This window comes from Cohnella sp., assembly GCF_041640265.1.
Taxonomy (GTDB): Bacteria; Bacillota; Bacilli; order Paenibacillales; family Paenibacillaceae; genus Cohnella.
On record NZ_JBEQAP010000015.1, the window covers coordinates 38,751 to 62,091 of the forward strand.

The window sequence follows — 23,341 nt, forward strand, 5'->3', positions numbered from 1 at the left end:
ACATGCGGTTGCTTATAGGCGGGTCTTCCTTTACAATGGAAGCATATTAGGTTCGGGAGAGTGGGCCCTCATGACGGAAGAGCAGCAACAAGGATTGATTCGTATTTCGGATGATGTCGTCGCTACAATCGCAGGATTGGCAGCTTTAGAGACTCCTGGAGTAGCCGCCATGTCAGGTGGGATTTCAGAGGGCTTGGCCAAGCGATTAAGTGGACGTAACGCACAAAAAGGAGTTTCCGTCGAGGTCGGACAAGTGGAGGCCGCAATTGATTTAAGAATCGTGGTGCAGTATGGAATTCCGATTCAAGAGGTCGGACGAAGACTTCAGGATAATGTACGTGAAGCTGTAGAGAATATGACCGGTCTTAACGTTGTGGAAGTGAATGTGAAGGTAGAAGGCGTAGCCTTCAAGGATGAGGAAACGGATGATGCTCACCGTGTGAAATAATCCATTTCTGCTGATTGGATGTGTTCAACTAAAAAAGTGGTGGAGCAGGAATAATCCTGTCCACCACTTTTTTTGCGACTAATTTAGGTTTGCCGTGATCTGGTCGTTTGAGGAGCGCTGCTATCCCGTTCCACACGGTTATACTCTCTGGAAACACTAAGCAATATCCCCATTCCAATCAATAATGTCAGCATCGACGACCCTCCATAGCTGATGAAGGGCAGAGTTACTCCGGTAATGGGAATAGCGCCGCTGACACCGCCCATGTTAATGAGAGCTTGAATCGCAATCAAGGATACAAGACCAACTCCGATTAGGGTGCCGTAAATATCCGGGCAACGAAGCGAGACGATGAGCGCTCTCCATAGGAAGAAAATATAGAACAGGATGAAAATCGTTGTACCGATAAAGCCTAGCTCTTCAGCAATGACGGCAAAAATGAAGTCGTTGTATGCATAAGGCAAGTAAAATAATTTCTGTACGCTGTTCCCAAGACCTGCTCCATTCAAGCCGCCATGACCGAAAGCTTCGAGAGAACGGATCAAATGATAGCCGTTTCCCTGCTGGTCAGCTAATGGGTCGAGGAAGGAAGTGAAACGGTCGCCCCGAAATCCGAAATCTGCTTCGGGATTGATCAAGAAATAGAAGCTTGTCCCAAGTGCGGCAAGTCCAATCAGTACAGCCGAGGACAACATGATATGCTTGAGGTTGGAGCCCCCGGCTATAACGATCGCGGAGGCACACATCACGAGGATAACGCAAGAGCCGAAATCTGGCTGCAGCATAATCAGGAAGGCGAAGAAACCAACGACAATCATCACGGGCAGCAACCCCCGTTTGAAATCGCGGAAGTTCTCATCCTTCTTCGCGATAATCGCAGCCAAATAGAGAATGATGGCGAGCTTGGCGAATTCAGTCGGTTGTATGCCGAAGCCGCCAATGTCTAGCCAGCTTCTAGCTCCGTTCCTTACGTCTGCAACGAAGGGGACGATCATAAGCAATAAGAGCGTTCCAACAAAGAAAAGAATAAACAACTTCTTATACTTCGCGAAGTGAATGTTCATTAGCACTAACATAGACAGCGTGCCAATCCCAGCAAACATCAGTTGCCTTTTCACGAAATACAAGGAATCATAGTTATACAATTCCTTGGTGACTGCCATACTGGAGCTAGCACTGAACACCATGATCAGACCGAAACCAACAAGCAGAAGCGTCAGAATAAGCAGCAGAAAATCCGGCGTTCCGCGCTGGCCGCTCTCCGATGATTTCATCTCTGCATCCTCCGCTTCGTCAAGACAACAGTTTTTTCAATTCCTGCACTCGCTGTGTTGCGATATTTAGGATAGGTTGTGGTATGGGGGATTCGTAATCAAGACCATGCGGGAAAGTTGCACGGCCGATATAGACGGCTTCCACCTCAAGTATAGCATCAGGATTTTCGAGTTTTCCTTCGATCGCGCGAGTCGTAATACGGAGGAAATAATCCTCTCCGTTCGTGCGGTCTTCAAGCTTCAGGTCGTATGTAGCACGGCGATATTCCCACTGCCAGCGAACGAATCCCAATTTGTCTCCGGATTCGTCCAAATGTCCGAGATCACTGCGCATTCCGTTTAATCCTGTATTGTCGAGCAACATAAAATAATCCTCCTTTGGAAGGTCAAAACGTGCATGGTTCCATTCCATGATAGACGGTTTACGGACCTTCTGCAAGCCCGCATCAGCACACAAGTTCGAACGTTCATTGACATTTTTCTTCATATGCAGCGAAGGTAAGGTTACGTAGGAGTATGCTTTCTGATACAATGGTACAAACAAATGGGACACGGAAAAGGGGGGCGCCACCTTGAAATTAAAGGAACAGACGCTGCAGTCACTGTATGGCGACATGGTGAAATGGCGCCGGCATTTGCATCAGCACCCGGAGCTCTCTTTTCATGAATATGAAACCTCGCGCATGATTGTCGGCTTATTGGAGTCTTGGGGACTAGAGGTCCGTCAAGGCGTTGCCGGAACGGGTATTGTTGCTAAGCTCTCCGGTCGTTTGCCTGGTCGTACTATAGCGCTTCGTGCGGATATTGATGCTCTAGCCATTCAAGATGAGAAAAGTTGCCCTTATCGTTCGACGGTCCCCGGAGTTATGCATGCCTGCGGACATGACGGCCATACTGCACAACTCCTCGCGATCGCCCGCTACTACAGTATTCATAAGGATGAAACCGCAGGTACGCGGGTATTCTTATTTCAGCCTGGAGAAGAAATATTGCCCGGCGGTGCAATCCGCATGATTGAAGAAGGCGCGCTTGACGGCGTAGATATCATCTATGGCGTTCACCTGTGGTCACCGTTATCTTATGGCAGGGCAGGAACCCGGCCTGGACCCTTCATGGCGACCCCGGACGAATTCGAGATTGAAATTATTGGTCATGGCGGTCACGCAGGTTTACCTCATCATAGCAAGGATGCGCTTGTAACGGGTGCTTCGCTTGTTATGGCATTACAGACGATCGTAGCTCGAAGTGTCGATCCTTTGGATGCGGCTGTTGTTTCTGTCGGACAGTTCGCTTCAGGCTCGGCTAATAATGTAATCGCCGAAAGCTGCCGATTAAGCGGTACGATAAGATCCTTTAATTCCAATATTCGCTCAATCGTACGTAAGCGCCTGGAAGAGATCGTCAAGCACACATGCGAATTATACGGGTGTGAGTATAAGCTTAAATATATCGAGGGATATCCGCCGGTTGTGAACGATGACAAGGAAACGAGCCGAGTTCTTCGAATCATATCTGAATTATTGCCTGAATCTGGCATAGAGCCTTGCGAGAGGATCATGGCCGGGGAAGACTTCTCCTACTATCTGCAACAAAAGCCGGGCTGTTTCTTCTTCGTGGGTGCAGGTAACGATGAAGGGGCTTCCGAGGCTCACCATCACCCCCGATTCGATATTGAAGAGAAGGCGATGCTCCAAGCCGCAAGACTTCTTATCGCGGTATCGGATGACGCAGCTTCTGAGCTGCAAGAATAAATTAAATTTTTCGTATGAGGCAGCCCGATCATGGTCAATCTAGAAAAGACCGAAAAGGAGGTAGTCCCATTGCGAAAGATAGCCGATATTATGACAGAAGATTGTGTGACCGTTACTCCTCAGGATAGTATTGTCGAAGTCGCAACGTTAATGAAGCAGCATGATATTGGATTCGTGCCTGTCATTGACAACCGCAAGCTGATCGGAGTTGTTACCGATCGTGACATGGTTATAAGAGGTTACGCAGAAAATCATTCCGGATCTACATCCATTAGGGAAGTACTGACGGATGAAGTGAAAACCGTAAGTCCGAATACGTCAATTGATGAAGCAACCGCGATTATGGCATCGGGACAGATTCGCCGTTTACCGGTTGTTGAGAACGGGGAGCTTGTAGGTGTCGTCTCCTTAGGAGATTTGGCAGTCCGTGAAATCTTCGTTAACGAAGCTGGCGAAGCATTAAGCGAAATATCCGAGCATGTGCATCAGGGGTCGGCATACTCCCACTGAGCGAAAAGGTTCATTTTCCGGCAGTGCTGGAAAATGAACCTTTTTTTTAATTTAGGATGGAATTACGTTTAGTTATGCATTAACGAAATCGGAATGGGAAGGCTGTAGTTGCAAGGAGGTTGCAGAATGAACAATTCTCGTCCGTTATGGGCACAATCAGATGGAACGCTGCTGTTGGATGAACGACACTCTGAATATGAGAATGCTCGTAACCTGTTGAGGGAAATCGCGGAGCTGCATAAGCGGCCTGGAGTGCTGCACACCTATCGTCTAACTTCAGTCTCACTTTGGAATGCTGCGGCAGCAGGGTGGAAAGCTGACGAGGTTGTAGATCAATTAGCTAGTCTCTGCCACCAGCTGCCTCGAGCCATGGAAGAGGAAATATTTACCCAAATGAATCGTTATGGACAAATTAGAATTTACTCCACTGAAATCGGATTAACGCTTGAAACCGATACAGAGGAGAGGATGAAGGCGTTAAAGGCATGGAAGGATATTGCCGCGGCCTTTATTGGCGAACCTGCAGGAACTATAGTTAGCCTGATTCCGGAGGCGCGAGGATGGATCAAACGTGAGCTTGCCGTTCGAGGATATCCCGTGAAGGATGAGGCTGGTTTTCATAGAGGGCAAGCGCTGGATATTTCACTGAGAGCTGTGTCGCATTCCGGCCGACCCATTAGGCTGAGAGATTATCAGGTCGATGCGGTCGATGCGTTACTCGGTGACGAAACTCGGGAAGGAGGAAGCGGTGTTGTTGTGTTGCCTTGCGGAGCAGGGAAGACGTGGGTGGGCATGAGTGCAATCGCTCGATTGAAGTGTGAAACCCTTATTTTAACACCTAACGGAGTGTCGGTGTCCCAATGGATCTCAGAACTGCTGGAGAATACAACCCTAACGGCTAATGAGGTTGGAGAGTACACCGGACAAGCAAAGAACGTTAGGCCTATAACGGTTGCAACTTACCAGGTGCTTACGTATCGCCGCTCAAAGGAGGAGTCTTATCCTCACCTGCAGTTATTCGTAAATCGGGATTGGGGTCTCATCATTTATGATGAGGTTCATTTGCTGCCTGCCCCTGTCTTTCGGATAACGGCGGATATTCAGGCCACGAGAAGGCTAGGGCTGACAGCTACACTAATACGCGAAGACGGTCGTGAAGGAGACGCTTTCGCTCTTATCGGTCCCAAAAGGTATGAGATACCTTGGAAAACGATGGAGGATAACGGCTGGATTGCAAAAGCCGATTGTACGGAGGTAAGAATACCGCTCGATCCCGCGGCAGCTATCTTGTATAATGATGCATCCAAGCGGAATCGTCATCGCATCGCGGGGGAAAATCCGCGTAAGGCCGAAGTGGTCAAAGCCCTGCTTAGGCGGCATACTGGCTCTCCAACGTTAGTTATTGGACAATACTTAGATCAGCTGCACCAGCTTGCGAGCGAGCTGTCTCTCCCCCTTATTACAGGAAAGATGCCCAATTTGCGCCGCAAGCAATTGTTCGATCGCTTTAATCAAGGGGAGATCGATGTTCTCCTGGTTTCCAAGGTAGCCAACTTCGCGGTTGATCTCCCGGATGCAGCCGTCGCCATTCAAGTATCCGGCTGCTTCGGCTCCCGCCAAGAGGAAGCCCAGCGGCTTGGCCGCATCCTGCGTCCGAAAGTATCAGGCGAAGGGGCAACCTTCTATTCTTTGGTTAGCGAAGGAACGAATGAGGTGGAATTTTCACGTAACCGAGGGCGATTTCTTCTGGAGCAAGGCTATCCTTATAAGGTAGATCTATGGAACCCCATGGATTCAATGCCCGAAGGGAAGGTGAGTCCGTGAATCTACAGATGTCCATCGAACGAATATCAGATTCAATCAGACAGCTTATCTCATCAGAGCCAACAGTTAGAAGACGTTACGAGCAGGGAGAAGGGCTGGAGCAAATTTTAAGCTGTTCGAAATGGGCAGCAACATGGCAACAGTCCACCGACCTTGCCCAAGTTGAGGTTCTAACTAGGATATTGCTTCGATTCGCCGGATTGCCATTCGAATTGGAAGGTTTAATGAAAACGGGAACGGTAAGGCACTTTCTAACTGGAGCGGAAATTCGAGTAGCGGTGGCGCGTCTGCGTAGAAGCGGAATTCTATTTGCTATGCGTAAAGCCTGGGGAGAGCAACTGATTTATTTACCTGCGGATACCTTCGCAATGTGGCAGCCTTTGCTTCTTCCTGTGGAATATGAAGCGTTGCCAGAGAAAGACATGAGGGAGGTATCACAATCTGGTAAAGACTTTCGTCTTCCGCTGTCCTTAGAGCTGCTAATAGCATGGCATACGATTTATCGTCAACCGATTGCCTTTACCGCGAAGGGAGCCTTACATCGTCCTGCCATTGCCCGCATGGCTGCAAAAATGCGTCTGATTCAGAGGGAGCTAGACTGTTTAGCATTGACCTACCCCCAATCAGAGCAGATCCCAGCCCAAGTTGCTCTAGCGCTGGACATCGGCTTGCACTGTGGGATTTTATGCGAGAAAGGGAATGAAATTCGTATTTCCGATTGCATTCTTGAGACTTGGCTTGTTCTTTCTCCTATTGAAGCAGATCTTCGATTACATGAGCTAATCATGACAAGATATGGATCAGTTGATCCTTCTTTACACCTGACAGCGTCAGCTGTACAATCATTGCCAACCATGAAATGGGTGATGGACGAATCGATTAAGGTTATGGGTGAACAAGAGGGTAAAGTTGATCAGTGGTTGGATCTTATGGAGTCTTTCGGTTGGGTAGATAGAGGAATGTACAAAGGGAGGCCCGTCTTCCGGAAGAAGGACCGATTAGATCCTCGCTTGCAATCCGTCCCTATGAGGTCAGAAACTATCTTTGTGCAGCCGGATGGCGAAATCTTCGTACCGCCAGAGACGGTGCTTGAACAGAGATGGATGCTGGAGGAAATCGCGGAAAGAGTGACAGCAGATCACTTGTTTGTCTATCGCTTAACTCGGGATGCGAGTATCCGTGCCTTTAATTCTGGACATTCGGTTCAATCCGTTGTGGCGTTTCTGGAGCGAAATAGCGGCACGAGTCTGCCAGAGCCTTGCTTGAGGGCGCTTCAGGATTGGTTTGCACCACTTATCGGAATTCCCCCTTTGGAACAAATTCGGAGGGGCCCAGCCTCATCGAAGGCTGCGGAGGCAACAGCAACTGGAGCAGCTACAGATCGTCTTTCGAAAAAGGAGCAAGGCTGGATTTACAGGAGCCATGCGTTGTCCGTATATGAGGCTGATCGGACAATTCCGAATAAGGATGAATTGTTTCCCGGAATGTCGAGTATACCCGCGAGCTGGATTTCTCAACCTCGGACATACCATAAAACCACACATAAGGAAATTATCCACCGTGCAATTAATTGGCAGGCAGCTGTCCAAATCGGTCAGAATAGCGGACAACATTCATTTACTCCCGTAAGACTAGAAGAGGAAGACTCAAGCTGGCGAGTGTATGGACAGTGGCTAACGGAAAAAGGGATTGTATCGGTTCAGGCAGATGACATAAGGGAAATTATGATTTTACTGCCTCCGCTGCAGGAGCTGGAATCTATTTGACCGAATATCGTTGAATTATGTTATTATAGTAGGGTATGGCATAGCCGAAAGGTGAGGTGAGGCCCATGGCCAGTATGACTCAAACCCTCCCTGCGGCAGTTGAAGGTATGATGGAGAACGAGCCAGCCGATATGGCGCTGCTTTTGTCCCATGCCTTCGAGCTCGGGGATTCGCTTAAGCAATCCGCTTTTGCAGCGGAATATGTTTATTGGAAACAGCAAGTACATCAGGACGTCGAGGTACAGAACTTAACCAAGCAATTCGCGAAGGCGAAAGAAAAGTTCGCCGAATGTGAACGGTTCGGAAGGTTTCATCCCGAATATAACGCCGCTCTAGACCATGTTTATGAGATGGAAGGACGTCTAGATCAGGTGGAGTCCGTTCGCAGATTTAAAGCAGCGGAATCCATGATGGATGAATTGCTTAATGATATATCTCGAACTTTGGCTCATGCCGTGTCGACAACGATTAAGGTTCCAGACAATAATCCCAATCCTAAGGCCTCAGGCTGCGGTAATGGCGGGAGCTGCTCTTGCAGCAGCACGGGTGGATGCGGCTAATAGATTTTGCACATAACGGAGGTTAGACATGTTTGCCGAACGGACAGGATATATCGTGTGGTTCAGCGATTCGAAAGCGGCCAAAGGGCTGGAGAAATTCGGAACTTTGCATTATTTATCTCGTAAAATGCAATATGCCGTTATGTATATGAACGCCGATGTTGCTGAAGAAGCCGTTCGCAGCCTACAGCGTCTGCCCTTCGTACGCAAGGTCGAACGTTCTTATCGCAACGAGATCAAAACCGAATATGAGAAAAATGTACCCGATAAATCGCGTTTTTATGGGCTTCAGTAAAGGCTGATATTCTAGACAGCCATTAAATTTGAAAGTCTCCTAATCTTTAGGAGACTTTTTTTCGTATTTTTTAATAGATATATTATTATACAAAAGGTGGAACGTAAGGATAGCTTTTATTTTTTTGTTGTATCCTCGGGATTAAATGCGGTAAAATAAGATTAAACTCCTAGGCTTTCGGTTGAAATATGATCTAAAAGACCTAGAAACGGGAAGGGGATAGCCCGGTGAAGGACAAACACACTGAGCGTTGGCATACTTACGAACCCTTCCATGTCGTTCTGGGGGATAAGAAGATTGTTGATATTATCATTACCAACCATGCTCGTACGCGCTGGACGGACCGGGTGGAGAGTGAAAAAACCGGTTATTCAGATATCGCCGAGTACATGTGGGAATGCTTGAAGGAAGATCGTATCGTTTCCTATTATCGGAACGAGCAGGACGTGTATACGATTGATGACGATCTCGTTTTTGTTGCGGAATTCTCGCTTAGCGAGACTGACACCGATTTGCTGGGCAATCCGCTTCATAAAATGATTGTCGTAACCTTTCTTGGGCGAATGTCCGAGACGATGGAATTGCGAGATTTGAAAACGTATTATTCGTGGCTAAGGCATTCACGACGAATGACCTTGATTAAGAACAACCGCAAACGCCGATAAAGGAATTTAGAGCAACCGGGCTGGAGAGCTATTCTCACCTGGTTGTTTTTAGTTTGTAGGAAAAACACGCGTTTATCACTTGTGGTATAATGCGGGTAAATTGTTGGGGCGGAAGGCGGAAGAAGCATGGCTCTGAACGTACATCAGCTTCATATTTTTTACACAGTGGCAGAGAGAGGAAGCTTCTCGGCTGCAGCCCAGTCGCTTCATATGACACAACCTGCCGTCACCATGCAGGTACAAGCGCTGGAGGAAAGATTCGGAACGAAGCTGCTCAACAGGACGACCAAGAAATTAGAGCTGACTGAGGCTGGGCATCGCCTGTTGCCGCAAGCGCGTAAAGCTGTCGAGCTGATGCGGGACACCGATGTATTGATGGTAAGCTATATTGAAGATTTGAAGGGGCGGTTGCAGTTTGCGGCTAGCTTAACCATAGGGGAATATGTATTACCAAGACTGCTGGGGTCATTCTTACGGCGGTTTCCCGAGGTTTCGGTAAACATGAAGGTCATGAATACGACTGAAATCATAGATGAGATTGCTCATCATGGCTTGGATTTCGGTATTATTGAGGCGCCTTGCGAGGTAGCCGGTTTCGTTGCGGAGCCGGTAATGAACGATGAATTGATGCTGGTAATCCCTGCGGAGCATCCGTTTGCATCCCGTGATGCCGTAACTCTGGAAGAAGTGATAAGGGAACCGTTGGTGCTGCGTGAGAAAGGCTCTGGGACTCGGCAAATTATGGAGGAGGAGCTGCTTCGTCATGGCATTTCGGAATCGCAGCTGCACGTTATTAGCGAGTTTGGAAGCACGGGTGCTGTCAAATCTGCTGTAGAAGCTGGATTAGGCTTATCGATCTTGTCTGTATGGACCATTAAGCACGAAATTGCTCTCGGTTTACTCAAACCGGTCAGAATAACAGGAGTTAGCTTCAATAGGCAATTTTTCGCAATCCGCTTGCAATCTTCACTCCTCCCGGTGCCCGCCGAAGCTTTGCTGCATGATTTAAGGAGGCTGTCACATGATCAATAAAGCGGATTTGCATACACATACAACAGCGTCGGATGGAATGTTCCGCCCGGAAGTCAACGTCAAGCTGGCTCAGGATGCGGGCTTATCGGCAATCGCAATCACAGATCACGATACGCTATCGGGAATACCGGAGGCTATAGAGGCGGGAAAAACATACAGAATTATTGTCGTGCCAGGTGTAGAAATTAGTACAGCCGTTGAAGGTAAAGATATTCATATATTGGGTTACGGGATATCGCATGATGATCAATTGCTTCAGAGTCGATTGCTTTCTCAGAGGAATATACGTCATAGACGAAATGACGCAATATTAATACGATTAGCTGAGTTAGGCATGACTGTTTCCATCGAAGAGCTGGAACATGCAGCAGGTAAAGCTCATACAAGCGGCGGTTCGGTGGGAAGGCCGCATATCGCGCAGGTGCTTGTCGATAAAGGCTATGCCGCTAATATTAAGGATGCTTTCGATCGTTATTTGGGCGAGGGGAAGCCTGCAAACGTTAGTCCGCCGCGAATTACTCCTTTAGAGGCGATAGGCTGGATTCATGAAGCCGGCGGGAAGGCCATCATTGCTCATCCGGGAATATATAACGATGATAATCTTGTTCTCTCTTTGTTAGATTCAGGAGCGGATGGCTTGGAAGCCTTTCATTCAGATCATGATGCTCCATCGGAGCTGCGTTATGAGGAGTGGGCAATGGGCCGGGGCAAGCTGGTGACGGGAGGCTCTGATTTTCATGGTATAAAGGACGGAGAAGCTTTCCACGGCTCGATCGGCAGCCGAAGCGTCGATATAGAGATTATAAGCCGGCTTTTGCAGAAATAGATCTATTGAGGCAATCGGAGAAGGACAAGTAGAGTTTGATGTAAAAGTGCCGCTAATTTCTCGAATATTATCGTTATTGGAGATGTAGATGTATTCATACCTCTAATTTGCCTATAATGTCCTGATTGAGTGGATATGGGGGTCAATTAGATGTACTTTTGCAGCTAGTCATTCAATATTGAGATATCGGAAGAAATTTAGCGGTAGAAAAGCAGCAAGTTTCTCCATAGAGTTACACCCTTCAAGAAAAATAGCGGGGGCATATCATAATGGGACAGCCCCTTGTTTTTTCATTTTACTGTAGAAGGCATTTGTTGAATGAAAGGCTCATCAGGAGTTATATATAAGGTTTTTTGACCTTCATAGATAACAAAGCCTGGCTTCGCTCCGCTTGGTTTCCTGACATTACGAATGCGAGTGTAATCGACCGGGACACTGCTAGAAGCTCTCGCTTTACTATAAAACGCAGCAAGCATTGCAGCTTCATGCAGGGTCGCGTCCCCGAATTCCGGGCTGCGAATGAGGACGTGAGATCCGGGAATATCCTTCGTATGCAGCCAAGTATCGGAAGACATCGCTAAGCGGTTTGTTACATAGTCGTTCTGCGTATTGTTCTTGCCGACATAGATCGGAATCCCCTCACTAGAGGTGTAGCAGAGAATGGAGGGACTTCCTTTCTTTTTCTTCTTCATGCCTCGCTTAAGACCACGTTCCCGAATATAGCCCTGTTCGATAAGCTCCTCGCGAATTTCTCCGATGTCGTTAGGAGTCGCGGATTCAAGACCTTGAAGTACAGAGGCTAAATATTTTATTTCTGAATCCGTCGCTTGCAATTGCTCTATAACGATAGAGCGGCTATTCTTCAACTTGTTGTACTTGCGGAAATAGCGCTGTGCGTTCTCGTTTGGCGTAAGAAGAGGATCCAGCGCAATGGAGATTTTCGGCTGCTCCTCGTCATAATAGTCAACCACTTCGACGGATTTGTCGCCTTTCTTATATAGATGAAGGTGTGCAGTAAGGAGCTCGCCCCTGCGGCGAGTAAGATCTGCTTCGATCGCTTCCTCCAAGGTTTCTTGCAGCTTAACGACTTTTTTCTCGTTTTTGGCCACTTCATTCAAGAGAAACCGATTCAGATCCGTCGTACGCTGGCGGACTAAGTCTCTTGATGCCTTATCTTGATAATAAGCATCCAAGCATTGATGCATGGAAGTGAAGCTCTGGACTGCTCCTTGTGCTTGAGTTAAGGATATGGCTGAGAATAGCGACTTGCCATCCTCTAAGATGACAGAATTAGGTTCGTAGCTGTGTTTCGCGACTTGCTCCATCATTTCATGGAAAGCAGTCCAGGGCTTATCTTGTTGCACTTTGGCTCGATATTCAATCTCCTTCGCAAGGAGAGGACTTAGTCCTGTATAAGCATTAAGAAGAATAGTAGAGAGTGCTATTGAATTTGAATTTGTATCTTCATTCTTCGCGGAACGAGCTAGTACTTCGTTAAATTCCGCTTCCGTTTGCTCCAGCGGGTTCACCTTGTCTTGCGACGGAGGCGATATATAAGCGCTGCCCGGCAGCACGACCCGATGGCTGCTGATGGCTGGGGTTACGTGGCGAATTCCGTCATGAATAATTCCCGTAACAGGATCAAGAAGGATCAAGTTGCTATGGCGACCCATAATTTCAAGTACAATTTTTTTAAGAGAAGAATCTCCGAGCTCATCACGATGCCGAACCTCGATCTCAATGATACGCTCCAGACCGACCTGCCTGATCGTTTCGATCACGCCGCCCTCGCAATATTTGCGCAGCAGCATGCAGAACATAGGCGGCTCCTGCGGATTTGCCCAGGTTTGCTCTGTCCAATGAATTCGCGGCATGGACGGATGTGCTGACAATAGCAGCTTTCCGTTCACGCCTTGTCCTCTTATATGCATAATCAACTCATTATCTGTAGGCTGATAAATTTTATGAATACGGGCTCTGATGCAAGCTTGAAGCTCATGCACGAGGGCGCGTGTGACAATTCCGTCCAAAGACATAGCGGCAGCTCCTGTTACATCGCTTGGGATGTGTGTTTTCACGATTCAGAAAGCATAAACCTTTTTTATACTTGTCCTGAATCGTCTCCGACATAAACGTTGAACGCCGATAAAGGACGGCGTTCAACGTTTATGCTTGTGTCTTCCTATGATGCCACACATCCCCGCAAAGGGAAAGTCTTCAGAAATGTCTTCTGTTGCCTAAGGGGATATTTCTTGGCTTGTCTGAATACATATAGGTCATAAATGCGGACAAGGCGGAAGGAGCTGACCATCGTGGAAGGAAAGGCATGGCATCAGATGAGCGAGGGGCAAATGCTGGAGGTGCTTAACTCCGACCTCAAAAACGGGTTGACGGCTGATGAAGCAGCCAAGCGGTTGGAAGAGCATGGCCATAACGAGCTGGAGGAAAAGCGTGGGGAATCTCCACTTAAGCTATTGCTGAATCAATTCAAGGATTTTATGGTGCTGGTCTTGCTTGGAGCGACGATAGTCTCGGGATTGCTGGGCGAAATGCTGGATGCATTAACGATTGTTGCCATCATCCTCATTAACGGAATTCTTGGCTTCTACCAAGAGTTCCGGGCTGAACGCTCTCTTCGCGCGCTTAAGGAGCTGTCGGCGCCTAATGCCAAGGTAATCCGCGGCGGCGAGTATGAGGTGATTCCCGCGCGGAATCTCGTCGCAGGGGATTTGGTGCTGCTCGAAAGCGGAGATCGCGTTCCGGCTGATTTAAGGCTTGTGGAATGCAATCAATGCTCCATTGATGAAGCGGCATTGACAGGTGAATCCGTGCCTGTTGTCAAGGAATCAACAAGCATCGATGGAGCCGATATCCCTCTCGGGGACCGTAAAAACTGCGGATACTTGGGGACGATGGTCACTCGCGGAACGGCCAAAGGAGTCGTAACCGTTACTGGGATGAACACCGAAATGGGTAAGATCGCCAATCTCATCCAACAGACGGAAGAAGCGGATACTCCATTACAGCACCGTTTGGAGCAGCTTGGCAAAATTCTGATCATCGTTGCTCTTGGCCTTACGGTAATGGTAGTGCTTGCGGGTATTCTGCATGGACAGCCGCTGTACGATATGTTCCTTGCGGGCGTCAGCTTGGCCGTTGCCGCGATTCCTGAAGGACTCCCGGCGATCGTGACCATTGCTCTAGCTCTTGGCGTACAGCGAATGATTAAGCGCAGGGCAATTGTTCGTAAGCTGCCATCAGTAGAGACATTGGGCTGTGCCTCCGTTATTTGTTCCGATAAAACAGGGACGCTGACACAGAACAAAATGACGGTGACCCAGCTCTGGCTCGGAGCCCGAGTAATTGAGGTTACGGGTGAAGGCTATGACCCCGTCGGTCAATTAAAGGAAAATGGAAAAGGGATAGACGCTAAGGGTGATGCGGCGCTAAGGCGGCTCACTCAAATTGCGGCTTTGTGCAATAATTCGGAGCTTGCTCTCCAAGAGCACAGTGAAGAGCAGAAGAAGCGGAAATCAGTGAAAGGTGAACAAGCATCCGAGGATTCCATGGAATGGCGGATTAAGGGAGATCCTACAGAAGGTGCCTTGCTCGTACTCGCTGCCAAAACGGGTTTAACCAAATCGTCTCTGGAAAGCTTGTATACTCGAGTGAAGGAGTTTCCATTCGATCCAGAGCGCAAGCGGATGTCCGTTCTTGTTTCTCATCAAGGCGGCAAGCTGATTTGTACCAAAGGGGCGCCGGATTTGCTCGTGGGGAAATGCGCTTATGTTTTGTGGGGAGATCACGTTGTACCGTTCACTGGAACGCTGAAGCAGAAAGTACTGGCGGCTAATGAGGGCATGGCGAGGGATTCTCTACGCGTACTCGGCTTGGCCTTCCGCGAGGTGAAATCAAATGATGAGTGCAGCGACAATGAGCAGGCGGAAAATGGACTCATCTTTGTTGGCTTAACAGGGATGATGGATCCTCCGCGCAAGGAGGTTAAAGAAGCGATCTATAAATGCCGTCAAGCAGGTATTAAGACGGTCATGATTACCGGGGACCATGGAACAACCGCAGAAGCCATCGCCAAAACGCTCGGGATTATGGGGCGCGGAGGTCGTGTCGTAACAGGTGCGGAATTATCCAGAATGAGTGATGATGAGCTGGAAAAGATAGCGGACGATGTGTACGTTTATGCGCGGGTTTCCCCGGAGCACAAGCTAAGAATCGTTCAAGCCTTGCAGCGTCGAGGGCATGTCGTTGCGATGACGGGCGATGGAGTCAACGATGCGCCGGCCGTCAAAGCTGCGGATATCGGTATCGCTATGGGGATTTCTGGAACGGACGTTACGAAGGAAGCATCCGCTCTTGTGCTTGCGGACGATAATTTCTCCAGCATTGTTGCGGCAGTAGAAGAAGGACGCGGAATATACGAGAATATCCGTAAGTTTATCCGGTATTTGCTTGCCTCTAACGTCGGGGAAATTATGACGATGTTTATGGCCATGATGATGGGATTGCCTTTGCCGCTCGTTCCGATTCAAATTTTGTGGGTTAATCTGGTGACGGATGGTTTGCCTGCGATGGCGCTGGGTGTCGATCAAGCAGAGAGTGACTTGATGCAGCATAAGCCGCGCTCCGCTAAAGAAAATATCTTCGCTCGCCGCCTGGGCTGGAAAATTATTAGTCGGGGATTGCTCATCGGCTTCTGTACCTTGGGGGCATTCATTCTTGCATTAAACGAAGGCGCCGGTCATTCCCAGCAGCTGATTCATGCTCAAACCGTAGCTTTCGCAACGTTGGTTATGGCACAGCTCATTCATGTGTTCGATTGCCGGAGCTCCAGGTCGATATTTCATCGTAAGCTGCTAGAGAATAAAGTTCTCGTCCTAGCGGTATTGTCCTCTCTCTTGCTCATGCTTGCCGTTCTTTACTTGGAGCCATTACAGCCGGTTTTCAAAACCGTGCCGCTTAACTTTAGGGATTGGGCACTCGTGCTAGTTGCAGCTGGAATCCCTACATTTGCATTGGGGATTGGCAGCGTGCTCGGCTCGTCCAAACAGAAGAAGAACCGTAAAATTACCTATCGAGGGAGCTCTGCACCTCCTACTGTAGTGAGATAATTGTAAACTTAGCAGCTCAAAACCCAAATATGGCAGCTCCCATACAGATGTTATGTATGTTTGGGAGTTGTCTTTTCTATGTTCCGAACGAAATGAAGGTTCACTAAGCCTATCCTTGGTAGATCCTCTAAGCCTTTGCTCCCCCTGACCAAAGACAATAGCACAGCATACACTACATACAAGATTATTCCTAAAGGGGGAACCGCCTCGTGAGGTATACGGTGCAATATATACCACTTAGCAAAATCAGGCCCGACTTATCAGCCCGAATAACGCAGCGCGTTAAGGAGCTGCGCAGAGCGGCGCAGGATTGCATGCATTTGTTGATTGTTCGAAAAAGCAGGAAACCGCGCGGTTATATCATTGTAAGCGGAGATACTCATTTTAAATACCTCAAAAACCATACGCAAAAAAAATATGCGCCTTGCCTTGTCGACGAAAGTAAAGCTTCGTCCGGTATTGCTTCGTTCATTTATCGTTTCAGAAAGCGAAAACTGCCTTATGATGTTCCGCTCATTAAACCGGGCAGGTCCGCTGGCAGCAGCTGGTCCATCATAAATACCTTCTTAAAACAGGAGCCCCGGTTTAAAAATTTATCCCGGAGGCAGCAAATCAAAGTCATTCGACTCGGGTTACAGTATAAGAAAACGACGATATCATCCATGAAAGCAAGAGTTGACGATTTACTAAAAAATTAAGCTCAAGAATTAGTGCACATAGTCCTATCCGAAGCGTCAAGCCAGGTCATGGATTATGCTTATGAAAACAGGATAACCCGCGGCATAATCCGCGGGTTATCCTGTTAAGATCATCAGTTCGTTTTCTGCAGCCTCCATACTTCGCTCCGGAAATCTCCGTCTTATACCGAATGGGGAGGTGTTTGCGAGAAATGATACTCGGCTCTACAGCCTGTTATGTTCATTGGTGTATAATGGACGTTATTACATAAGCAATTGGGAGGAATCGGTTCATGTATTTAGCTAAAAAGTTGTTGCTGCTCGGATCTGGAGAGTTGGGCAAGGAGGTCATCATTGAAGCGCAGCGTCTCGGAGCCCAGACCATCGCAGTCGATCGATATGATCATGCGCCGGCTATGCAGGTTGCCCATCGCAGTTATGTGATTGATATGCTGGATCGGCAAGCGCTTCGTGAGGTTATTGAACGGGAAAAGCCAGACCTCATCGTACCGGAGATCGAAGCAATTGCAACCGCAGAGCTCGTAAAGCTTGAGGAAGAGGGCTATCGTGTAATTCCAACTGCTTGTGCTGCGCAGCTGACGATGGATCGCGAAGGAATTAGAAGGCTTGCTTCCGAGACGCTTGGGCTTCCGACGGCTGGTTATCGCTTCGCGGATACATATGAGCAATTTACACAAGCGGCAAGCGAAATGGGTTTTCCTTGTGTCGTTAAACCACTGATGAGCTCGTCAGGCAAAGGTCAAAGCGTATGTCGCTCCGAGGACGACCTGGAACGCTGTTGGGCCATCGCGATGGAAGGCGGTCGTGTTCAGCAGGCGAGAGTAATTGTCGAGGAATTTATTTCGTTTGAATCGGAAATCACGCTGCTTACCGTTCGTTCTGTGAACGGAACCTTATTCTGTCCGCCTATTGGTCATATTCAGAAGGACGGCGATTATATCGAGTCGTGGCAGCCGCATGTGATGACAGAAGTTCAGATTGCGGAAGCCAAAAGAATAGCGGGAGTCATCACTGATGCGCTGGGAGGAGCCGGTATTTTCGGCGTCGAGCTGTTCTTAGCCAAGGATAAAGTTTATTTCAGTGAGGTTTCCCCGCGTCCTCATGATACAGGTTTGGTGACACTTGTCAGCCAGAACTTATCGGAATTCGCGCTTCATGTAAGGGCAATACTAGGCTACCCGATTCCGGAAATTTACGTAACCTCTCCGGGTGCGAGCCGGCCGCTTAAAGCAGAGACGGAGCTTGCGGCGTACAAGCTCGAAGGCATTGGCGAAGCTTTGTCTGTTCCTCAAACGCAGCTTCGTGTTTTCGGGAAACCAGTCACGAAGTCAGGCCGTCGAATGGCGGTAACCTTGTCGACCGGGGATACTGTAATTGAGGCTCGTGAACGGGCCAAGAAAGCGCTGGATCAGTTACGTATAATAGGTGAATAGTAAGTTGCAATAAGCGGAAAAGTGCAAACAAAAAGAGGATTGCTGTATACCCTTCCCCCCGATTAATCGATATGATCGAATATAGGGAACCAATAAGACGGGCTTATATTTGCGGGAGGTAAATAGGACATGGAATTCACAAAAATGAACGGCTTGGGTAATGACTTCATCATAGTAGCAGGAGAGCATGCTCTTCCCGCTAACGTTGCGGAATTGGCTGAGAAGCTATGCAACCGTTTCTTCGGTATCGGAGCTGATGGCTTGGTATACATTCTTCCTTCGGACAAAGCTGACTTCCGGATGAGGATCATCAACTCCGACGGCTCGGAAGCGGAGCAATGCGGCAATGCCATTCGATGTGTAGCGAAGTACGTATATGACAATGGACTAACGGATAAAACGGAGCTGACTATCGAAACTTTGGGTGCAGGTGTTCAGCCTGTGCAGTTAGAGATAGATGGCGGGCAGGTTCAACGCGTAACCGTAGATATGGGACAACCGATCCTGAATGGGCTCGATGTACCGACAACGATCGACGCTAACCCGGTATTAGGCCACAAAGTAACGGTAGACGGAAGGGAGTTTGCTTTCACCGCGGTTTCCATGGGTAATCCTCACTGCGTTATTTATGTGGATGATGCTGCCGGTTTCGATTTGGCAACATGGGGACCGAAGCTGGAGAAGCATCCTTTGTTCCCGCGTAAAATCAACGTAGAATTTGCTAAGGTAAACACACGCTCCCAGGTAGACATGCGCGTATGGGAACGCGGCGCTGGTCCAACGCTCGCCTGCGGAACAGGTGCGTGCGCCACACTCGTTTCTTCGGTGCTTAATGGTTTAACCGACCGCAAAGCAACAATCTCACTAGCCGGCGGTGATTTACTGATTGACTGGAACGAAGCCAACAACCGCGTCTACATGACGGGTCCAGCAGCGTTTGTTTTTACGGGTAAAGTCATCTGAATATGCGTATAAACGGAGAGCCGGACCGAGGTCCGGCTTTTTCAGTAGTATTTATAACTTTTAGAGTATTTCTTCGGAAATAACAACTTATTGCATTTATTATCGTCTTGGAAGGGTTCTGGCGATAAAATAACAACCTATTGCAGTTATTTCGAAACATAAGTGGAGTTTCAGCAGCTTATTTCCAAAATAACTGCAATTTGATGTTATTAATCTACGAGCAGGTGTTTCGAGGGAAAATAACGGCCTTTTCGCAGTTATTTGGGAAGCGCATTGCCACGAAATCTGCTATACACCTAGCCGTAAAGAACAGTCAGACTATTATCGTCGAAATAGACGTTTGCGACCTTCAAGGGACGACGAAGTCGTTTTTCCTTGTATGATTAAGAAGCCTAAATTCCGTGAATCGGGTTTACATTCTCAAGAAGGTATGATATGGTTTATTTCGATACATATAGAAATAACAAACTAACCTCGGAGGGTGAACGACGATGGGTGATGACCGTGCCGATATCCAGCAAGCTGTCAAAATATATAAGGCGCTCGGAGAACCGACAAGGCTCAAAATCGCCCTTCTACTAACCCAGGAGAGAAATCTATGCTGCTCCGATATCGGGGGCAAGCTGGAATCCGTTGCAGGCTCGACGTTGTCCCATCATTTGAAGCAATTGACGGATTGCGGATTGCTGAATCTCCGTAAAGACGGAACGTACATTTTTTATTGTGTGAACCAAGAAATAGCGCAAAAGTACGCGCCCTATTTGTTGAAATAATTTTTTTAGATTCTATTTCTATATTTTTAGAAATATAAAAACAATGGAGTGGAGAAGGGAGCTTGATCCGTATGACGAATTCTTGGAAAATTTATATGCTGGCTGCCGTGAGTTTTCTGGTTGGAACGTCGGAGTTTATTATCGCGGGGATTCTGGATATGATTGCAAGCGATGTTGGGGTATCGGTAGCCGCGGCGGGACAACTAATTACTGTCTTTTCGATCGCTTACGCGTTCGGAACGCCGATTCTGATGGCGATGACGGCGCGCTTGGAGCGCCGGAAGCTGATGCTTGTCGCGCTGGGGACGTTCGTTATCGGAAATTTAATCACCGTTACGGCTCCGGGATTCCTGCCTCTTATGGGCTCGAGGGTTATCATGGCGCTCAGTACGGGGATATTCGTCGTGGTTGCATTGACAGTCGCTGCTAAGCTGGCGCCGCAGGGCAAGCAAGGAAGTGCCATTGCGACGCTGATCATGGGCTTTAGCACTTCGCTAATTATAGGTGTTCCTCTCGGAAGGGTGATTGCATCCATTTACGATTGGAAGGTGATATTCGCTGGAATAAGTATACTTGCGCTGCTTGCCATGTATGCCATTTACCGGACGATACCTCGATCGGACGGGGAAGAAGCCGTGCCGCTCCGCGATCAATTTAAGTTATTGAAAAATCCAAAAATCGCTATTGCTTTGACAGTTACCTTTTTCTGGATTTTTGGTTATTCCATCGTCTATACGTACATTTCTCCATTTCTGCTTACGATCACTGAAATGAGCGAGCGCGCAGTCAGCATAGGATTATTCGCCTTTGGCGTCGCGAGCCTGATCGGTTCTAAGCTTGGCGGCTACAGTACGGACAAATGGGGGGTTCCGCGGACTTTGGTCGGCGGCATGATGCTTCATTCCGCAGTATTGATTCTGCTGTCGACATTTTCCCAATCCGCCGCTTTCGTATTCCCGTTACTTATGTTATGGGCGTTCTCCGCCTGGTCATCCGGACCCACTCAACAGTACTATTTGATAACCTTGTCGCCGGAAGCATCAGGCATCATGTTGAGCCTGAACACCTCTGTTTTGCAGCTTGCGATGGCAACGGGCGCTGGAATTGGAGGCGTAGTCGTGAACAATATTTCCCTTTCTTCGGTCAGTTGGCTAGGAGCAGCGGGAGTCGCCGTCGCCGCAGTCACGGCTGCCGCGATGTTCGGACTATCTCGTAACCGGACCCGCGAATACGTGAAGGAACAACGCTTGGCCGGAGTCGATTCGGAAGCTTAAATCATATTCTTTGCCGTAATCTAGTTAACCCGATCAAATATGGTCGGGTTTTTCCATTTTACCAGAGGCGAATTTGTGCTACATTTAGAATACTTTATGGATGGAATGGATGGGGAAGCTTCATGAAACCGGACTTGCGTACGGCGCTAGCAGAGAGACCACGGGTCGGCGACGGTGCGATGGCTACTTATTTGTATCAGCTCGGCTTGCCCGTCGGGGTTTCGTTCGAGGAATTTAATCTGCTTAAGCCCGATGTGATCGCGGACGTGCACCGCCGTTATGCAGAAGCGGGAGCAGAGATTATTGAGACGAATACGTACTCCGCCCAATATAACAAGCTGTCTAGGTACGGCTTGGAGAAGAAAACCGAAGAAATCAACGCGGCAGGAGTCGCAATCGCTCGCAAGGCCGTCGGTCAAGCCGCCTATGTTGTGGGTTCGATAGGAGCAGTTCGCGGCGGCGTCGGAAAAAATATTAGAACAGCCGTAGTCAAACGAGATTTCGAAGAGCAGATCGGTGTTCTGATTGCTGCGGGTGTCGACGGGCTGCTGCTGGAAACCTTCTTCGATCTTGAGGAGTTGTCTTTGGCTTTAGGGATTATTCGTAAGAAAAGCGATATTAGCGTCATCTGTCAATTCGCAGTAGAGGATGCACAGAGAACGCATGATGGTATTCCGCTTGCTGAAGCCTTCCGCCGATTAAAGGGCGAGGGAGCCGATGTGATCGGTTTTAATTGCCGCAGCGGTCCTAACGGCATTCTTCGAGCTATGGAGACGATACCGCGGGATTTGGGCGTCCCTCTCAGTGTGTTTCCTAATGCCGGCATACCGGATTATGTTGACGGGAAAGTCGTTTATTCCGCTACGCCAGAATATTTCGCTTCCTGTGCGATTAAGTTCGCAGATGTAGGTGCCAGACTCATCGGGGGCTGCTGCGGCACAACACCGGAGCATATTTCGGCCATTGCAAAAGCTCTTCAAAGCTACTCCCCACTGACGATTAACCCAGTCGACACGGAAGAAGTGAAGCCCTCACAGCCATTGGAGATTATCAGCGATACGACTATCCTCAACGATAAACCGCCGCACGACCAAGATAATGAGCCTAGTATCGTTGATCTGGTGCTTGAAAGACATACCGTAATCGTCGAATTAGATCCGCCTCGTGACCTGGACATCACCAAGTTCATGACCGGAGCCCAAGCGCTCAAGGACGCTAAGGCGGATGCCTTGACGATGGCCGATAACTCGCTTGCCGTTACGAGAATGAGCAATATGGCGCTGGCTGCCCTGCTGAAGGAACGGGTAGGCATTAAGCCGCTTGTGCACATTGCATGCCGGGATCGCAATCTGATCGGTACTCAATCTCATATGATGGGTTTTGATGCACTGGGAATTGATCATGTGCTGGCCGTAACCGGAGATCCTGCTAAGTTTGGGGATTTGCCAGGCTCGAGCTCAGTCTATGATCTTACGTCTTTCGAAATCATTCGTATGATCAAGCAATTAAACGAGGGTATTGCTTTCTCCGGTAAACCCCTAAAGCAGAAAGCGAAGTTTATTGTCGGGGCTGCCTTCAACCCTAATGTTAAGCATTTGGACAAAGCAGTGCAGCGACTCGAGCGCAAAATCCAAGCGGGTGCAGATTATATTATGACCCAGCCCGTCTATGATCCCGCTCTTATTGAGCGGATTGCTGAGATGACGAAAGACTTAAGCATTCCTATTTTCCTAGGCATTTTCCCGCTAGCAAATGGTCGTAACGCGGAATATCTTCACAACGAGGTGCCAGGCATTCAGCTATCTGATTCCGTAAGAGAGCGAATGAGCGGATTGGAAGGGCCGGCAGGTCGTGCAGAAGGCATCAAAATCGCGCAAGAGCTCCTCGATGTTGCTATGGCCCATTTTAACGGGATATATCTGATGACCCCATTTATGGCCTATGAAATGACGGTATCTCTTACCGAATACGTGAAAGAAAAGAGCAAGAGATTAATACGCGGCAGATAAGGTGCTTACATCCTCTTGTCCCACCATGGGTTTTGAAGTACAATAAATCGATAGAAGTATAGAACTAGCATTTTCAAACCTGCAGTATGTGGGCAAACGCTTTCGGCAACACTG

20 protein-coding genes are annotated in these 23,341 nt (G+C 48.4%); 17 read left to right on the forward strand and 3 right to left on the reverse strand.

Translation table 11 applies throughout. The features are described from left to right. Positions 1–70: 70 nt before the first annotated feature. Positions 71–448 carry an Asp23/Gls24 family envelope stress response protein gene (locus ACESLK_RS12985; protein WP_373229896.1) on the forward strand — a complete coding sequence of 126 codons (378 nt, stop codon included), beginning with the start codon at positions 71–73 and terminating at the stop codon, positions 446–448. Positions 449–531: 83 nt separating this feature from the next. Here ACESLK_RS12985 and ftsW read toward each other — a convergent pair whose 3' ends face one another. Next, positions 532–1,722, reverse strand: a complete 1,191-nt coding sequence (gene ftsW / locus ACESLK_RS12990) for a putative lipid II flippase FtsW (RefSeq protein WP_373229897.1) — start codon at positions 1,720–1,722, stop codon at positions 532–534. Positions 1,723–1,741: 19 nt separating this feature from the next. Then, complete coding sequence (locus tag ACESLK_RS12995) at positions 1,742–2,086, reverse strand: YugN family protein (RefSeq protein ID WP_373229974.1); 345 nt, start codon at positions 2,084–2,086, stop codon at positions 1,742–1,744. 208 nt (positions 2,087–2,294) lie between these two features. On the opposite strand from ACESLK_RS12995, the gene ACESLK_RS13000 reads away from it, so the two are divergent. The 9 genes from ACESLK_RS13000 (at position 2,295) to ACESLK_RS13040 (ending at position 10,951) form a co-directional block, all read left to right on the forward strand. Further along, positions 2,295–3,473 carry a M20 metallopeptidase family protein gene (locus ACESLK_RS13000; protein WP_373229898.1) on the forward strand — a complete coding sequence of 393 codons (1,179 nt, stop codon included), beginning with the start codon at positions 2,295–2,297 and terminating at the stop codon, positions 3,471–3,473. A 69-nt stretch (positions 3,474–3,542) separates the two neighbouring features. Further along, a complete protein-coding gene (locus tag ACESLK_RS13005) occupies positions 3,543–3,983 on the forward strand; it encodes a CBS domain-containing protein (RefSeq protein WP_373229900.1) in 441 nt (146 codons plus the stop codon). Positions 3,984–4,109: 126 nt separating this feature from the next. Beyond that, complete coding sequence (locus ACESLK_RS13010; protein ID WP_373229902.1) at positions 4,110–5,807, forward strand: DNA repair helicase XPB; 1,698 nt, start codon at positions 4,110–4,112, stop codon at positions 5,805–5,807. Further along, positions 5,804–7,573 carry a helicase-associated domain-containing protein gene (locus tag ACESLK_RS13015; RefSeq protein WP_373229903.1) on the forward strand — a complete coding sequence of 590 codons (1,770 nt, stop codon included), beginning with the start codon at positions 5,804–5,806 and terminating at the stop codon, positions 7,571–7,573. Before ACESLK_RS13010 ends, ACESLK_RS13015 begins: the two co-directional genes overlap by 4 nt. Positions 7,574–7,638: 65 nt before the next feature. Further along, the gene (locus ACESLK_RS13020) at positions 7,639–8,133 is read left to right on the forward strand and encodes a YlbF/YmcA family competence regulator (RefSeq protein WP_373229904.1); all 495 of its coding nucleotides are present in this window, start codon (positions 7,639–7,641) and stop codon (positions 8,131–8,133) included. Positions 8,134–8,161: 28 nt separating this feature from the next. Continuing rightward, positions 8,162–8,428, forward strand: coding sequence for a YlbG family protein (locus tag ACESLK_RS13025; protein ID WP_373229905.1), 267 nt, complete (start codon positions 8,162–8,164; stop codon positions 8,426–8,428). Between the two features lie 227 nt (positions 8,429–8,655). Further along, complete coding sequence (locus ACESLK_RS13030; protein WP_373229906.1) at positions 8,656–9,093, forward strand: hypothetical protein; 438 nt, start codon at positions 8,656–8,658, stop codon at positions 9,091–9,093. Between the two features lie 126 nt (positions 9,094–9,219). After that, positions 9,220–10,125, forward strand: coding sequence for a LysR substrate-binding domain-containing protein (locus tag ACESLK_RS13035; RefSeq protein ID WP_373229907.1), 906 nt, complete (start codon positions 9,220–9,222; stop codon positions 10,123–10,125). After that, complete coding sequence (locus ACESLK_RS13040) at positions 10,115–10,951, forward strand: PHP domain-containing protein (RefSeq protein ID WP_373229908.1); 837 nt, start codon at positions 10,115–10,117, stop codon at positions 10,949–10,951. Before ACESLK_RS13035 ends, ACESLK_RS13040 begins: the two co-directional genes overlap by 11 nt. 290 nt (positions 10,952–11,241) lie before the next feature. Here ACESLK_RS13040 and ACESLK_RS13045 read toward each other — a convergent pair whose 3' ends face one another. After that, positions 11,242–12,987 carry an Rqc2 family fibronectin-binding protein gene (locus ACESLK_RS13045; RefSeq protein WP_373229910.1) on the reverse strand — a complete coding sequence of 582 codons (1,746 nt, stop codon included), beginning with the start codon at positions 12,985–12,987 and terminating at the stop codon, positions 11,242–11,244. A 276-nt stretch (positions 12,988–13,263) separates the two neighbouring features. Between ACESLK_RS13045 and ACESLK_RS13050 the strand changes: the two genes are divergently transcribed. The 7 genes from ACESLK_RS13050 (at position 13,264) to ACESLK_RS13080 (ending at position 23,227) form a co-directional block, all read left to right on the forward strand. After that, complete coding sequence (locus ACESLK_RS13050; RefSeq protein ID WP_373229975.1) at positions 13,264–16,077, forward strand: calcium-translocating P-type ATPase, SERCA-type; 2,814 nt, start codon at positions 13,264–13,266, stop codon at positions 16,075–16,077. Between the two features lie 209 nt (positions 16,078–16,286). After that, positions 16,287–16,775 (forward strand): hypothetical protein, encoded by a 489-nt coding sequence (locus ACESLK_RS13055; RefSeq protein ID WP_373229911.1) that lies wholly within the window; start codon positions 16,287–16,289, stop codon positions 16,773–16,775. 272 nt (positions 16,776–17,047) lie between these two features. Beyond that, complete coding sequence (gene purT, locus ACESLK_RS13060; RefSeq protein WP_373229912.1) at positions 17,048–18,208, forward strand: phosphoribosylglycinamide formyltransferase 2; 1,161 nt, start codon at positions 17,048–17,050, stop codon at positions 18,206–18,208. Between the two features lie 129 nt (positions 18,209–18,337). Beyond that, complete coding sequence (gene dapF / locus ACESLK_RS13065; RefSeq protein ID WP_373229914.1) at positions 18,338–19,171, forward strand: diaminopimelate epimerase; 834 nt, start codon at positions 18,338–18,340, stop codon at positions 19,169–19,171. Positions 19,172–19,662: 491 nt separating this feature from the next. Continuing rightward, entirely contained in the window at positions 19,663–19,944 is a 282-nt protein-coding gene (locus ACESLK_RS13070) for an ArsR/SmtB family transcription factor (protein ID WP_373229915.1), read from the forward strand. Between the two features lie 71 nt (positions 19,945–20,015). Continuing rightward, on the forward strand, positions 20,016–21,218 hold the full coding sequence (locus tag ACESLK_RS13075) for an MFS transporter (RefSeq protein WP_373229916.1): 1,203 nt from the start codon (positions 20,016–20,018) through the stop codon (positions 21,216–21,218). A 122-nt stretch (positions 21,219–21,340) separates the two neighbouring features. After that, positions 21,341–23,227, forward strand: coding sequence for a bifunctional homocysteine S-methyltransferase/methylenetetrahydrofolate reductase (locus ACESLK_RS13080; protein ID WP_373229917.1), 1,887 nt, complete (start codon positions 21,341–21,343; stop codon positions 23,225–23,227). The last annotated feature ends 114 nt before the right edge of the window (positions 23,228–23,341 follow it).

Bases quoted from the DNA above. Each gene is read 5' to 3' on its own strand.
- ACESLK_RS12985 (WP_373229896.1), top strand. From the start codon at position 71: ATGACGGAAGAGCAGCAACAAGGATTGATTCGTATTTCGGATGATGTC.
- ftsW (WP_373229897.1), bottom strand. From the start codon at position 1,722: ATGAAATCATCGGAGAGCGGCCAGCGCGGAACGCCGGATTTTCTGCTG.
- ACESLK_RS12995 (WP_373229974.1), bottom strand. From the start codon at position 2,086: ATGTTGCTCGACAATACAGGATTAAACGGAATGCGCAGTGATCTCGGA.
- ACESLK_RS13010 (WP_373229902.1), top strand. From the start codon at position 4,110: ATGAACAATTCTCGTCCGTTATGGGCACAATCAGATGGAACGCTGCTG.
- ACESLK_RS13020 (WP_373229904.1), top strand. From the start codon at position 7,639: ATGGCCAGTATGACTCAAACCCTCCCTGCGGCAGTTGAAGGTATGATG.
- ACESLK_RS13025 (WP_373229905.1), top strand. From the start codon at position 8,162: ATGTTTGCCGAACGGACAGGATATATCGTGTGGTTCAGCGATTCGAAA.
- ACESLK_RS13035 (WP_373229907.1), top strand. From the start codon at position 9,220: ATGGCTCTGAACGTACATCAGCTTCATATTTTTTACACAGTGGCAGAG.
- ACESLK_RS13040 (WP_373229908.1), top strand. From the start codon at position 10,115: ATGATCAATAAAGCGGATTTGCATACACATACAACAGCGTCGGATGGA.
- ACESLK_RS13045 (WP_373229910.1), bottom strand. From the start codon at position 12,987: ATGTCTTTGGACGGAATTGTCACACGCGCCCTCGTGCATGAGCTTCAA.
- purT (WP_373229912.1), top strand. From the start codon at position 17,048: ATGTATTTAGCTAAAAAGTTGTTGCTGCTCGGATCTGGAGAGTTGGGC.
- dapF (WP_373229914.1), top strand. From the start codon at position 18,338: ATGGAATTCACAAAAATGAACGGCTTGGGTAATGACTTCATCATAGTA.
- ACESLK_RS13070 (WP_373229915.1), top strand. From the start codon at position 19,663: ATGGGTGATGACCGTGCCGATATCCAGCAAGCTGTCAAAATATATAAG.
- ACESLK_RS13075 (WP_373229916.1), top strand. From the start codon at position 20,016: ATGACGAATTCTTGGAAAATTTATATGCTGGCTGCCGTGAGTTTTCTG.
- ACESLK_RS13080 (WP_373229917.1), top strand. From the start codon at position 21,341: ATGAAACCGGACTTGCGTACGGCGCTAGCAGAGAGACCACGGGTCGGC.